Below are 13,800 nucleotides of genomic sequence, written 5' to 3'. Positions count from 1 at the left end.
GCTGGGGGGCGGGCTCGTCGAGCGCCACCGGGAGGGTGCGTACGGGCAGTTCGAGGCCGGCCACCGGTGCGGCCGAAGTGGTGAGGACGTCCCTGACCAGTCCGCCCGGCGCTCCTGGCAGGACGGCGTGGGACAGGGTCCCGGTGAAGGAAGGGTTCTGCCAGGTGCTCAACCGCCCGCTGAACCCGGCGTCCGCGACGGCGGCCCGCCCTCCGAGGGCACGCTGGATCGGAGCGAGCCCCTCCCAGCCACGCCCCGCGGCCGAGCCACCGCCCGCACCGGCGGCCGGAGCCGGACTCCCCTCCGAACCCGAACCCGCGCCCGAACCCGCGCCCGAACCCGCGCCCGAATCCGAACCCGAATGCGACGGCGAACCCGACGCCGAGCCCGCACCCCCGGCGGCAGACGTCACCGCACCGACGGCACCGACGGCACCGACGGCACCGACCGAGCCGACCCCACGTCCTGCCGCCCCTGCCGCGCCCGCGACACCCCGTAGCCGATCCAGGAACCCCACGTGTCAGCCCTCCGACCCGCCCCGTGTCACGAGGGACGCGATCTGTTCGGTGTAGCGGCGGCGGTCGCGGTGTTCGAGGTCGAGGATCTCCTCGAAGCCCCAGTGGAAGTGGTAGGCGACGTACGCGATCTCCTCGTGCAGCCGGTCGGTCGCGTACGTCACGATTCCCCCAGGCGGCTCCCGCCGAGTTCGACCTCGAACGGCTCGGAGCAGTGGGGGCACTCCACGGCCGCGCGGGTGTGGCCCTCCGCGTTGACCTGCCGGTAGAAGTCCTGGAGGAACGCGAGGTCGGACGCGAACATGTTCTCCACGATCCCGTCGTGGACCATCGGGAGGTTGCCCAGCCGGGTGATGACCCGGCCGAGCAGCACGACCGACAGATACGCCGGGTTCTCCTGGACGCGGACGTCCCGCAGCGGGATCAGCTCGTCCCGGGCGGTGGCGAGACGCATCACGCCCTCCCGGTGGACGTTCCCCGCCTCGTCGACGTACCCGCGCGGCAGCTCGAACGGGAACTCCGTCCGCAGCCGCTGCGCCACCGGCGCGACCGCCGGGGCGGCGGCGGGAGGGACGGCGGTGGTGGGGAAGGGGGACGCGACCGAAGCCGCCTCGTCCCCGGCTCCCGCCACCACGCCCACCGCACCCGCACCGGGGACGTCCACGATCGAGCCGGCGCCCGCGCCCGCCCTGCCAGCCGTGCGCCGCATTACTCGATGACCAGTTCTTCGAAGACGATGGTCACGGTCTCGGTGAGCGCGGACGCCTCACCGGCCTTCAGGGTGCTCGCGTCGATCTTGCTGCACCAGGCGTTGCGCATGTTGTACCGCTTCACCGGGTTGTTCTGATAATCCATCATGATGATCGACGCGTTCTTGCGCGCCGAGCTCATCTGGCCGTTGATGGAATCGTTGATCCACGTGTTGAACGCGGCCGACTGGGTCATACCGCGGACCACGGTGCACTGCCCGTTCTTCTGCACACCGGGCAGCAGATTGACCTCGGGCCGGCCCTGCGCGGAGTTCTGCTGGTAGGTGATGACGTCCTGTTCGAGGGTGAGGCCGCTGACCTCCGCGAGGTACTCGACCATCACCCCGTCGATCTGCAGGCCGAAATTGTGTGAGGTAAGGGCGTCACCCGGCGCGAGACTCATCTGTTCTGTGTCCTTCTAAGGGAGCGGGCAGGGGCTGGGGCGTGGGAAAGGGCTGGTGCGCGAACGCTGGTGGGCGCGGGCCGGCGACGGCCTACTCCTCCAGCTCCCCGCTGCCGCTGGAGAACTGCGCCAGCCGGAAGATCACGAACTCGGCGGGCTTGACCGGGGCGATACCGATCTCGCAGATGACCCGGCCGAGGTCGACCGACTCCGGAGGGTTGGTCTCCTCGTCGCACTTGACGTAGTACGCGTCCTCGGGCCGCTGGCCGAAGAGGGCGCCGCTGCGCCATTCGTTGACCAGGAAGGCGGAGACGTTGCGCCGGATCCGGGCCCACAGGGCGTGGTCGTTCGGTTCGAACACCACCCACTGGGTGCCGATCAGGATCGACTCCTCCAGGTAGTTGAAGTACCGGCGGATGTTGAGGTAGCGCCAGGCCGGGTCGGACGACATGGTGCGGGCGCCCCAGACGCGGATGCCGCGGCCGGGGAAGGCACGGATGCAGTTGACGCCGATGGGGTTGAGCAGGTCCTGCTCGCCGCGGGTGATCTGGAGTTCGAGATCCACCGCACCGCGTACGACCTCGTTGGCGGGCGCCTTGTGGACACCGCGCTCGAAGTCGTTGCGGGCCCAGACGCCGGCGACATGGCCGCTCGGCGGGATGACGCGGGACTGGCCGCTGGCCGGGTCGAAGACCTTGATCCAGGGGTAGTAGAGCGCCGCGTACTTGGAGTCGTACCCTGCGGTCTCCTGGCGCCAGACCCGGATCTGCCGGGCGTTGAGGCCGGGCGGCGGGTCGATGACGGCGACCCGGTCGCCCATCAGCTCGCAGTGGGCGATCAGACCGAGCTGGACCGCCTTGACGGCCTCCAGGTCGATCGCGCCGCGCTGGTAGGCGGCCATCAGGTCGGGCACGGCGACCATGGAGATCTCGTCCACGGCCTCCAGCCCGCCGAAGCCGGTGCGGTCGGCGGAGTCGCCGAGGTACTGGGCCGGGCCGGGGTGGCCGTCGTCCGCCGCGACCGGCGTGACGGGCGCGGGCGCGGCGGGGGCCGCCAGTGCCACGGTCTGGTTGTCGGGGCGCGCGAGCTGCGCGGCCGGTGCCGTCTCCTGGACCGTGATGAGCTTGGAGCGCTCCTTGACCTGCGTGACGACGTAGTTGCGGCCGCCCTTCTTGGCGGTCACGTCGAAGGTCTCGACCGGCTTGTCGCCGTCCTTGACGATCAGGCGGAACCGTTCGGCCGGACCCTCGCCCTCGGGGTCGGCGACCTCGACGCTCAGCGAACCGCCCGCGATGGCGGTCACGCTGAAGGTGCCCAGCTGCTTCGGCTCGCCCGGCGGCAGCGCGGCCGGCGCGGCGGTACCCGTCACCGCGGCCGGACCGCCCGCGGACGCGCCGCCCTGGCCGGTGCCGCCGACCCGGACGACGTACGCGGCGCTGCCGCCGTTGTTGAAGAACCCGTACACCGAGTGCGCGAGGTAGTAGCCGTCGGTGAACTCGCCGAAGGCGGCGACGTACTGGGACCAGTTGGTCACCAGCGTCGGCTCGTTCAGCGGACCGGTCGGGGCCAGGCCGACGAAGGCGGCCACCGAGGTGCCCACACCCTCGATGGGACGCGAGCCGCTGGCCACCTCCTCGACGTAGACGCCCGGCGACAGGTAGGACGGCATGCTCTGCTCTCCTTGGGGTACGAGACAGGTCGCCTCTCACCCTCACGCGCGAAGCGCGTCCGTCGAAACGTCCTCGGGGACCTGATCGGGGGCATGTCCGTTGCCCCGAGGGGCAGTCGGGCCGATCGGCGCGGACACACCCGGGCCGCCCCCCGGCACCGGCCCGGCGGCAGCGCCCCCGTGAGCGCCCCCGAGCCCGCGCACGCTGCCCTTTCGGGCACCGCGACCGTGCACCTTCTCCTCCTGACCCGGCTCCCGCGCTCCCGGTAGCGTCCTGACGTGAGCCTGTGGACTTCCCTCGAACCCGCCTCCGCGACTGTGGACCCCGGGAGCAGTACGACGGTGCGGCTGCGTCTGCGCAACACCGGTGACGTCGTCGACGAGTACCGTTTCGAGCCGGTGGGTGACGTCGCGCCGTGGACGACCGTGGAGCCGCAGACGCTGCGGCTGTATCCGGGGACGACGGGGTCGGTGGATCTGACGTTCGCCCCGCCCCGCACCCCGGACGCGGTGGCCGGCCCGAACGCCTACGCGGTGCGGATCACGCCGACCGAGCATCCGGAGGCGACGACGGTTCCCGAGGGGAACCTGACGATCACCCCGTTCACGGAGGTGCGGACGGAACTCGTCCCGCCGACGGTGAAGGGACGCTTCCGGGGGCGGCCGAAGCTGGCCATCGACAATGTGGGCAACACCAAGGTCACCGCGTCGATCAGCGGCAGTGACAACGGCGACCAGCTGTCGTACGACATCCATCCGAGCAATGTGCAGATCGAGCCCGGCCGTGCCGCGTTCGTGAAGGCCACGCTGAAGCCGCGCCAGATCACCTGGTTCGGGTCGAAGGAGGAGCGGCCGTACACCCTCGCGGTGAAGCGGTCGGGGGTCACACCGCTCGACGTCGAGGGCACCTACGTCCAGCGCAGCTTCCTGCCCGGCTGGCTCGCCACCTGCCTCGCGATCTGCCTGGCCCTCGCGATCACCTTCGTGACCCTCTGGCTCGCCTACAAGCCCAGGGTCGTCAGCGCCGCCACCGAACTCCAGAAGGCCGGGGTCAGCACGCTGGCGCCCAGCCCCTCGGCGCCGGCGTCGACCCCGCCGCCGCCCACACCCTCCGCCCCGCCCGCCTCCTCGCCGCCCCCGCAGGCCACGGAGACGGAGGCCGCGACCGCCGGTGGCGGAGGAGGCGGCGGCGACGGCAGTGGCGGCGGGTCCGGTGGCGGATCGGAGGAGAAGAAGAAGCGCGCGCCCACGGCCGCGACCGCCGTACGGCAGCTGGCCGCGGCGGACCCGGGCGGCCGGCACATCTGCTACCGCGCGTTCGTGACCGGCAAGGGCTGGACGGCCCCGGAGTGCGACGGCGACACGGCCGGCACGGTGGGCCAGGGCCGGTCGCTCAAGGCCCTCAACATCGCGGTCTCCGGCGTCAACGGCACGGCCAGTGCCGCGTTCGTCCACAACCCCGACTCCACCAACGGTCAGGGCCACTACCCGAAGCCCTGGTCGAGCGCGAAGGACGGCTTCGACAACTACTTCGGCAGCTCCAAGGCGGGCGCCCCGGACCTGCTGGGCTTCACCATCAACGTCGACAACGGCGGCAAGGGGGTCTGCCAGGCGGTCCACCAGAAGGACCGCGGCTGGCAGAACCTGGCCTGCGACAAGCCCGGTGAGGGAGAGCACTTCATCTTCGGCGGCACCCTCGACAACGGCATCTGGCTCGAAGCCGTCAAGTTCACGGTGTGACAAGGCCGTCGGGGCGGGATCCGGTGGCCGTCGGGGCAGCCGGGCCTGCCCCGACGGCTCCTGACCGGACGCCGTCCGCCGCGTAGCGTCCTGACGTGAGCCTGTGGACTTCCCTCGAACCCGCCTCCGCGACCGTGGACCCGGGGAGCAGTACGACGGTGCGGCTGCGGCTGCGCAACACCGGTGACGTGGTCGACGAGTACCGTTTCGAGCCCGTCGGTGACGTCGCGCCGTGGACCAGGGTGGAGCCGCAGACGCTGCGGCTGTACCCGGGGACGACGGGGTCGGTGGAGCTGACCTTCGCCCCGCCCCGCACCCCCGACGCGACGGCGGGGCCGAACCCGTACGCGGTGCGGATCACGCCGACCCAGCATCCGGAGGCGACGACGGTTCCCGAGGGGAACCTGACGATCACGCCGTTCACGGAGGTGCGGGCGGAGCTGGTCCCGCCGACGGTGAAGGGGCGCTTCCGGGGACGCCCGAAGCTGGCCATCGACAACCTGGGCAACACCAAGGTCACCGCCGCCGTCAGCGGCAGCGACAACGGCGATCAGCTGTCGTACGACATCCATCCGAGCAATGTGCAGATCGAGCCCGGCCGTGCCGCCTTCGTCAAGGCCACCCTGAAGCCGAGACAGATCATCTGGTTCGGGTCCAGGGAGGAGCGGCCGTACGCGCTCGCCGTCCAGCGGGCCGGGGTCGCACCGCATCCGGTCGACGGCACCTATGTCCAGCGGGGGTTCCTGCCGGGCTGGCTCGCCACCTGCCTCGGGGTGGCCGTGGTCCTGGCGGTCACCTTCGTGACCCTGTGGTTCGCCTACCAGCCCAAGGTCACCAGCGCCGCGACCGATCTCCAGCAGGCGGGTACGACGGCCCTGCCGAGCGGCAGCCCGTCCGCCATGGCACCGGCGCCGAGCATCTCGGCGGCGCCGCTCCCGTCACAGACGCCCGAGGCTCCCCCGCAGGAGAAGCAGGAGAAGCAGGAGGAACAGCCCGAGAACCCGGGTTCGGGATCGGGCTCCGGATCGGGCTCCGGGGGCTCCGGCTCCGGGTCGCAGCAGGAACCGGACACGAAGCCCACGACGAAGAAGCCCGCCGCCGCCAAAGGCTTCGCCATCATCGGCAAGGGCTCGAACCGCTGCGTCGACGTCACGGACGCGAAGAACGGCAAGGGCAAGGACGGCACCCCCCTCCAGATCTGGGACTGCGCCGGCACCGCCAACCAGAAGTGGGACTTCCGGGGCGACGGCACCGTGCGCTCCCTCGGGCTGTGCATGGACGTCGCGTGGGGTTCCCGCGACGACGGCGCCGTCATCCAGCTGGCCCGGTGCAGCGGCAACCCGGCCCAGCAGTTCGTGCTCAGCACCGCCGGCGACCTGGTCAACCCGCAGGCCGACAAGTGCGTCGACGTGAAGGACAACGCCACCGGCGACGGTGCCAGGCTCCAGCTGTGGACGTGCGCGGGCACGCCCAACCAGAAGTGGCGCGTGAAGTAGCCCCGCTCCGGGACGGGGGGCGCGCCACCAGCGACGCGCCCCCGTCGGCCACCGGGCCCGACACAACGGCTACCAGTTGCCCTCGCCCGGCACCAGCCGCCCGGCCTTGCGGTACTCGCGCTCGGCGCCCTCCCGCAGGTCGGCCGTGGTCACCGGACCGCCGCGCCCGGCGGCTGCGTAGGCGGCGGTGACGACCGCGCTGCGGATGGAACCGCCGGCCAGCTCGAAGTCCCGGGCGACCGCCGCCGGGTCGGTGTCGTCCGCGCCGGGCACCGCGGCGAGACTGTGCCGCCACAGGGCCAGCCGCTGGGCGGTGTCCGGGAACGGGAAGTCGACCACCAGATCCAGCCGCCGGGTGAACGCCTCGTCGATGTTGGCCCGCAGATTGGTGGTCAGCAGGGCGATGCCGTCGAAGGACTCCAGACGCTGGAGCAGATAGGCGCTCTCCATGTTGGCGTACTTGTCGTGGGAGTCCTTGACCTCCGAGCGCTTGCCGAACACGGCGTCCGCCTCGTCGAAGAGCAGCACGGCGTCCGTGCGGTCCGCCTCCGTGAAGATCCGTTCGAGGTTCTTCTCGGTCTCGCCCACGAACTTGTCGACGATCGAGGAGAGCTGCACCACATAGAGGTCCAGGCCGAGTTCGGCGGCCACGACCTCCGCCGACAGCGTCTTGCCGGTACCCGACTCGCCCGCGAAGAGCCCCAGGACCCCACGGCCCCGGCCGCCCCCGGCGCTCAGCCGCCAGTCGCCGAGCACCCGGTCGCGATGACGGGCGCGCAGGGCCAGCTCCCGCAGCTCGGCCAGGGGCTTGTCCGGCAGGACGAGGTCGTCCCAGCCGACGTCCGGGCGGATCCGGCGGGCGTGCTGCTCCAGACCGGAGGCCGACTGCAGCCGCGCGGCCAGCCGCAGATGGTCCGCGGTCATCCGAGTGCCGTCGAACGCCGCGAGACCGGCGGCCGCGCGCGCCGCCCGCTCGATCCGGTCACCGCCGAGCCGGTACGGGGCGACCGTGGCCGCCAGGTCGAACCCCGGCCCGTCCGCCCCGGCACCGAGCGCCGCCGCCCAGGCGTCCACGGCACCCGAGGGCGGCCGGGGCACGTCGAGGACCAGCGGATCACGGTCGCACCACTGCGGGTCGTACGGCTGCGGCCCCGTGAACAGCACGGACACGTCGGGCGCCGTCAGCCCCCGGAACAACGGCCCCGGCTTCTGCGGGAGCGGCGCCACCACGACCGCGCACCCGCGCAGCCGGGCCTCGCGCAACAGCGGGGGCAGGAGCCGGGCCGCCTCGTCGCCGGCCGCCGGGGGCGTGAAGTGCAGCGCGTCCATTCCGGCCGCGCCCAGGGCGGCCGAGGCCCGCACCAGCCCGTCGCCCTCCCGCCGCTCCCGCAGATGCACGGTGACCGGGGCGGCGGCCAGCCGGCCGGCCAGCCGCTCGGTGAACCCACCGTCCTCCGCGGACGCGGACGCGGCAGCCGACGCCCCCGCCCCTGCCCCCGCCGACGGTGCCGACGGCGAGAGCGGACGCACGTGGCCGACCAGCGCCGCGTCCATCGTGTCGTCGCCGAGGAGATGCGCGACCAGTCGGTCCGGCACCCGCAGTTCCCGCCCGAGGAACGGCCGCTCGGGCTCCTCGACGGTCAGCAGCCCGAGCGCGCACAACGGCGCCGAGGGCAGGAACCGGGCCCGCGCCGGGGCGAGATGCACCGGCAGCCCGCACAGATCGAGCGTGAGTCCGACGGTGGCCCGACGCCTGCTGACGTCGTCGTTCAGATATCCGTACAACTGCTCGTAGGAACGGTCCAGATCGGGCGCCAGGGCGATCAGCAGGATGCGAGTGTCCAGCTCGGTCAGCCCGAGCCGCCCCGTGAGCCGCTCCAGCGGACCGCTCGGGGCCGTCCGGGCGCCCCGGGTGTCCTCGTCGCCCTCCACGTCCGCGAACACGGGGGCGGACGGCCCCGTCGACGGCTCCAGCAGACGACGTACGCCCTCCTCGGACACGTACAGCCCGCGCAGTGGATCACCGGCCGTCGGGTCACCGGCACCTCGCTGGGCCACCAGCTCGGCCACCCGGTCGCGCAGCCGGGCGAGCCGGAGAAGGAGCGCGTCGGCGGCGGGGGAGCCGAGGGGGACGGAAGAGACGGCGGAGGCGGAGGAAGCGGGGGAGGTGGGGGAGGTGGAGGAAGCGGGGGAGGTGGAAGTGGTCAACGCCGTCCCTCCCCGGTGTCCGGTGCGGACGCCAGCCGGTCCGGCCGGTGCGCGCGCTCCTCCGAGCCCTCCAGGGAGCCGTCCATGCCGCGCACGCGGATCGCCGCCCCCTCGGTGACCGGGGGACCGGCGTCGTACTCGGGGAAGGCCGGGAAGGGGGCGGTGACGACGAGGTCCAGGGACGGCTTCAGCTCGCCGCCCAGCGCGGACCAGATCTCGGCGAGGGACCGCGACTCCGAGTGCAGGCCCGCCACGGACAGCGGCACGGTCAGGCCCAGCGCCCCGAGCGCGCCCGGGAGTCGGTCGGCGGGCAGTAGCTCGTGCGGCAACAGCGTGGCCAGCACCGCCGAGAGCAGCCGGTGCTCGTCCTGGGGCTGCTTGGTCCAGGCGGTGACCAGGTACGACAGCCGGAACCAGCGGGGCGGCTGCCGGCGGCGCACCACGATGTCACGCTCGTCACGGACCGGCATGTGGCCGCGCTGGCGACGGGAGACGTCCTCCCGGATGTCGTACAGATAGGCGTTGACGGCGGGCGCGTTGCGCCGGGCCGCCCAGTCGCGGGTCGGTGCCTCGAAGGAGACGTCGATGCCGGAGCCGGCCAGGGCACCACCGCCGATCAGTCCCTTGAGGACCTCGTCCACCTCGTGGATCACGGTCGTGCTCCTGCTGTGTGTCGTGTGCCTGTCCGTCGATCCTGTCCGCCGGGGCGTCCCCCTTCCAGACATACCGGGGACGACGAGGGGGCACGGTGGGCTGCCCAACAGGCCCGGTCCGACTGCCCGTTCGATCAGATGTAGCCTTCCCGGAGGGCATAGGCCACCGCGTGCGCCCGGTTGCGCAGATGCAGCCGGGTGGTGAGTCCGTGCATCACGTTCTTGACGGTGCGTTCGGAGTAGGAGAGTTTGCTCGCGATCTCGCCGGTGTCCATCCCCTCGGCGACGAGCCGGAGGACGTCGATCTCACGCGGCACCAGGCCGGACAGCGGCGCCCCGGTGCGGCCTGCCACGGAACGCTGCAACGTCCCCACCTGGTTGATCAGCCGGCCGAGCAGATCGGCGGGCAGGTCGCCGTCCCCGCGCGAGGCCGCGAGCACGGCCTGCGCCAGCCGGTGCGGGGTGGCCTCGTGGCGCCACACGATGGCCCCGACCCCGCACTCGATGACCTCCAGCAACTCGGTCTCGCGGATCAGGCTCACCACCAGGACGGCCCGCGCCCCCTCGCTGCGCACCATCCGGCGCAGCGTCGACAGCAGCGGCTCGTCCGGGGTCTCCCCGACCAGTACGGCCACGGTGCCCGGCCGTACCGCGGCGTCGTCCCTGAGGTCGATCACCGGATGCCCGCGCAGCTGGCTGAGCACCCCGGCGCGGGAGAGCGGGTCGAGGGTGTGGACGACGACGGGGACACGGCGCCGGGGCTCCTGGTGCTCCGCCGTGGCGGGGACCGGGGCGACGACCGTGCCGGCGACCGCGGCCGTGGCCGTCGCCGTGTCCGCGGTCCGGAATGTGCTGCGCAACCGTTTCTCCCGTATGCACGAAATCGCCGCTCCTGTGAGGGGAGTGGCGGAGGGGCTCGATTCACCCTTCTGTGTGTCGTGTGCGCCGCGCAATCGTGGAGGACCACGAGACACACCACGAGATTCACCACGGGCCCGGCCGCGGAACTTTCCCGCCGGCTCTCCACGAGCGGTGCACCCGGACGGCCCCTGCCCCGTCTACGGAAGCGGAGAACGACGCTCCACGACAGCCACGACAGCCACGACAGCCACGACAGCCACCACGGCCACCACGGCCATGACGGTCACCACAGCGACGACAGCCACGACAGCCACGACAGGAGACAGCGATGTGCGCGCCGGAACCGCTTCTCGAACGCCGTGAACCCCTGGAGCTGCTGGCCGCCGAGGCGGCCCGCGCCCGGACCGGCTCCGGCCGCCTGGTCCTCCTCCGGGGCGCCACCGGCACCGGCCGCACCGCGCTCCTGGAGGCCGCGGCCGGCCACGCGGCGGCGAACGGCATGCGCGTCCTGCGGGCCCGCTGCTCACCCGAGCACCGCTCCGTCCCCTTCGACACCGTCTTCCAACTCCTCGCCCATGGGCCGGAGTTCGACCAGGCCGCGGGCGAGGCGCCGGACCCGCCGGGCACCCAGCCGCACCGGGGCAGGCCCGCGCGCCTGTGGCGGCTGCTGCGCTCCTACGCGGCCGAGTCCCCGCTGCTCGTCGCCGTGGACGACGCGCACCTCGCCGACCCCCCGTCCCGCCGCTGGCTCGTCGAGGCCGTCCGCCGCATCGACCGCCTGCCGGTGCTCCTGGTGGTCACCGAGCGCAGCCAGTACGACATCGACCCCCCGGCGGACGGCTTCGCGCACGCCCTTTCCCCCGCCCTCGTGCACACCCGCACCCTGGCCCCGCTGAGCCCGGACGCCGGTGCGCGGCTGGTCCGTTCGGTCCACGGCGACGCCCCGCCGGACTGGGTCGACGCCTGCTTACGGGCGGGCGCGGGCAGCCCCCTGCTGCTGCGCGCCCTGCTGGCCGACCTCCGTGACTCCGCCCCCGGGGCCCTCCCGGCTGCCCTTCCGGACACCTGCGCCGCGCTCTATCCGGGCACCTACGCCGCCGCCGTGTCCTGGTGGCTGGACAGCGCCGGGCCCGCGACCACGGGCGTCGCCCGCGCGCTCGCCGCCCTCGACGACGAGGGCGCCCCCGTGCCGGCCGACGCGGACCTGCTCGCGCGTACGGCCGACGCGGACCCCGCACGCGTACCGGGCTGGCTGACCGCGATGACCCGCCTCGGCCTGCTCCGCCCCGACTCCGAGGGACGCCCCCGGTACGCCCACCCGCTGCTGCGGGACGCCGTGCTCGGCGGCTGGGCCGGCGCCGACCGCCAGGGCGCGCACCGCCGGGCGGCCGAGGCGATGCTGCACCGCGGCGACCCGGCCGAGGCCGTCGCCGGACAACTGCTGCGCTCCGGCCCCGTCGGCGAGGCCTGGGCGACCGGCGCGCTCCTGGACGCCGCCGACCTCGCCGTCCGCGCCGACCGCAGCGACGACGCCCTCGCCCACCTCCGGCGCGCCCTCGACGAACCCATGCCGGCCGCCCGCCGCACCGTGGTCCTCACCGAACTGGGCTCCCTGGAGTACGCCACCGTGCGGTCCACCGCCGGCATCCCCCGGCTCGCGGAGGCGATGCGGCTGCCCGGGCCGCCCCGGGAGCGTGTCCACGCGGCGGTCGCCCTCGGCACGGCCCTGGCCCGGCGGGGCGAGGCCCGTGCCGCCGTCGACGTGCTGCGCGGACTGCGCGACGAGCACCTGACGGGCCATCCGGACCTGATCCGCACCGTCCAGACCGCCTCCGCCCTGCTCGCCGACCACGACCAGGGCGTACGGCAGGAGGTGTACCGCTGGCTGCGCGAGACCGCCGAGCGCTCACCCCACCTGGTCGGCACCGCCGGACAGGCCCTCCTCGTGCGCTACGAGGCCACCGCCGGCCTGACCTCGGCGGCCTCGGCGATGCACCGCGTCCGGGCCCTGCTCGCCCAGCCGGCCGATCCGCTGTCCGAGGTCTTCCTGCTGGGCACCGCCGCCGCCGTCGCCCAGTGGGCCGACCAGTTGGAGGAGGCCGAGCGTCTCGTCGACCGCGGCCTCAGCGGCCAGCGCACCTCCCTGCTGCACCCCATGCACCTGGCCCTGCTCAACGTCCGGATCGACATCGCCGCCGCCCGGGGCGCCCACGCGGAGGTCCTCGCCGATCCCGAGGTCGCCCGCGCGGTCACCGGCGGCCCCGAGTCCGCCAACGCGCTGGCCCACGCGGTCGTCGCCCTCGTGGAGACCGGGCGTACGGAGGAGGCCGCCCGCCTCGCCGACGGCTTCGACGTCCGGCACGCCCACGACTCCTGGGAGGCGAACCGCTTCCTCCACGCCCGCGGCCGTCTCCGCGCCGCCACCGGCGACCCGGCCGCCGCACTCGACGACTTCCTGGAGTGCGGCCGCCGCCAGTCCGCCCGGGACGTCACCAGCCCCGTCGTCACCCCCTGGCGCTCCGCCGCCGCCGCGTGCCACCTGGCTCTCGGCCGCCCCCAGGAGGCCCTCGCCCTCGCCGAACAGGAACTGCGTCTCGCCACCGTCTGGAACACCCCCCGCGTCCTCGGCCGGGCCCTGTCCGCGCTCGGCACGGCGACGGGCGGCCGCCGGGGCCTGGAGCTGGCGGACCGGGCGGTACGGGCCTTGCGGCAGGGCGTCGACGGGGTACCGGAGGAGGCCGTGGGGACCGGCGCGGCCGCTGTCGTCGCGCTGGGCAGCGTCGCCTCGGCGGGCGGGGGGCGGCTGTCGGCCAGGGGGCCCGCGACGGCCAAGGGCGGCTGGAAGCAGGGCGGCACCCGCGTGACGGCGGCCTCCGCACGCGGCTGGGCGCCGGGCGGAGCCCCGGCACGGGCCGTGGGCGGCGGCCCGGCGGTCGGCGAGGTGTCCGCGGTGCCGTCGGGCGGCGCCTGGGCGGCGCTCGCCGCGCCGGACGCCGGACGGGCCGGGGCGCCGGGCGGCTCCCCGGTGATCTCGGAGCTGATACCGGCCCTCGTGGCGCAGGGGCGGGCGCTCGCCGCCGCCGGGGAGCGGGCGCGGGCCCGCGACGCCTTCCGGGAGGCGGCCGGACACGCCGAACGCCTCGGCGCGCTCCGCCTGCGCGCGGTCGCGGAGGAAGCCCTGCGCGAGGGCGGCGCCCGCCGCCCGGCGACGGCCCTGACGGGCCCGTCCGCGCTCACGGCGGCCGAACGCCGGATCGCGGAACTCGCCGCGCAGAGCCACACGAACACCGAGATAGCCCAGCTCCTCCACCTCGCCCGCCGCACCGTGGAGACCCATCTGACCAGCACCTACCGCAAGCTCGGCATCCGCCGCCGCGCGGAACTCGGCGCGGCCCTCGCGACATCCGCCGAGACCACGTGACCGGCCACGGACCGACTGAACCGAAGGGCGGGCGCATGCGTAGGGAGAACCGGGACCACCCACGCACAGCCACCGCACCCGAGGA

10 protein-coding genes are annotated in these 13,800 nt (G+C 73.9%); 3 read left to right on the top strand and 7 right to left on the bottom strand.

Annotated elements, in window-relative coordinates; all coding sequences use genetic code 11:
• Positions 1-520 precede the first annotated feature (520 nt).
• The 4 genes from ACZ6BB_RS38365 to ACZ6BB_RS38350 form a co-directional block, all read right to left on the bottom strand.
• Entirely contained in the window at positions 521-679 is a 159-nt protein-coding gene (locus ACZ6BB_RS38365) for a DUF6760 family protein (RefSeq protein WP_471619739.1), read from the bottom strand.
• A complete protein-coding gene (locus tag ACZ6BB_RS38360) occupies positions 676-1,224 on the bottom strand; it encodes a hypothetical protein (protein WP_471619738.1) in 549 nt (182 codons plus the stop codon). The genes ACZ6BB_RS38365 and ACZ6BB_RS38360 overlap by 4 nt, the downstream gene beginning before the upstream one ends.
• Positions 1,224-1,667, bottom strand: coding sequence for a phage tail protein (locus ACZ6BB_RS38355; RefSeq protein ID WP_005480063.1), 444 nt, complete (start codon positions 1,665-1,667; stop codon positions 1,224-1,226). The genes ACZ6BB_RS38360 and ACZ6BB_RS38355 overlap by 1 nt, the downstream gene beginning before the upstream one ends.
• 91 nt (positions 1,668-1,758) lie before the next feature.
• A complete protein-coding gene (locus ACZ6BB_RS38350; protein WP_471619737.1) occupies positions 1,759-3,336 on the bottom strand; it encodes a phage tail sheath family protein in 1,578 nt (525 codons plus the stop codon).
• Between the two features lie 279 nt (positions 3,337-3,615).
• On the opposite strand from ACZ6BB_RS38350, the gene ACZ6BB_RS38345 reads away from it, so the two are divergent.
• Positions 3,616-5,076, top strand: a complete 1,461-nt coding sequence (locus ACZ6BB_RS38345) for a hydrolase (RefSeq protein ID WP_471619736.1) — start codon at positions 3,616-3,618, stop codon at positions 5,074-5,076.
• A gap of 95 nt (positions 5,077-5,171) precedes the next feature.
• Complete coding sequence (locus tag ACZ6BB_RS38340) at positions 5,172-6,572, top strand: ricin-type beta-trefoil lectin domain protein (protein ID WP_471619735.1); 1,401 nt, start codon at positions 5,172-5,174, stop codon at positions 6,570-6,572.
• 69 nt (positions 6,573-6,641) lie between these two features.
• Here ACZ6BB_RS38340 and ACZ6BB_RS38335 read toward each other — a convergent pair whose 3' ends face one another.
• The 3 genes from ACZ6BB_RS38335 to ACZ6BB_RS38325 all read right to left on the bottom strand — a co-directional run bounded on the left by ACZ6BB_RS38335 (position 6,642) and on the right by ACZ6BB_RS38325 (position 10,293).
• On the bottom strand, positions 6,642-8,780 hold the full coding sequence (locus tag ACZ6BB_RS38335) for an ATP-binding protein (protein ID WP_471619734.1): 2,139 nt from the start codon (positions 8,778-8,780) through the stop codon (positions 6,642-6,644).
• Positions 8,777-9,433, bottom strand: a complete 657-nt coding sequence (locus ACZ6BB_RS38330) for a Pvc16 family protein (protein ID WP_471619733.1) — start codon at positions 9,431-9,433, stop codon at positions 8,777-8,779. Before ACZ6BB_RS38330 ends, ACZ6BB_RS38335 begins: the two co-directional genes overlap by 4 nt.
• A gap of 134 nt (positions 9,434-9,567) precedes the next feature.
• On the bottom strand, positions 9,568-10,293 hold the full coding sequence (locus tag ACZ6BB_RS38325) for a helix-turn-helix transcriptional regulator (protein WP_471619732.1): 726 nt from the start codon (positions 10,291-10,293) through the stop codon (positions 9,568-9,570).
• Between the two features lie 329 nt (positions 10,294-10,622).
• Between ACZ6BB_RS38325 and ACZ6BB_RS38320 the strand changes: the two genes are divergently transcribed.
• Positions 10,623-13,715 (top strand): helix-turn-helix transcriptional regulator, encoded by a 3,093-nt coding sequence (locus ACZ6BB_RS38320; RefSeq protein WP_471619731.1) that lies wholly within the window; start codon positions 10,623-10,625, stop codon positions 13,713-13,715.
• Positions 13,716-13,800: the final 85 nt, after the last annotated feature.

The sequence above is a fragment of the Streptomyces sp. NPDC041108 genome (assembly GCF_055592645.1).
The sequence above is the reverse complement of the archived record's forward strand: the minus strand, read 5'-3'. Positions and strand labels throughout refer to the sequence as shown.

Coding starts and splice junctions, on each gene's coding strand:
- ACZ6BB_RS38360 (WP_471619738.1), bottom strand. CDS start 1,224: ATGCGGCGCACGGCTGGCAGGGCGGGCGCGGGCGCCGGCTCGATCGTG.
- ACZ6BB_RS38355 (WP_005480063.1), bottom strand. CDS start 1,667: ATGAGTCTCGCGCCGGGTGACGCCCTTACCTCACACAATTTCGGCCTG.
- ACZ6BB_RS38350 (WP_471619737.1), bottom strand. CDS start 3,336: ATGCCGTCCTACCTGTCGCCGGGCGTCTACGTCGAGGAGGTGGCCAGC.
- ACZ6BB_RS38320 (WP_471619731.1), top strand. CDS start 10,623: ATGTGCGCGCCGGAACCGCTTCTCGAACGCCGTGAACCCCTGGAGCTG.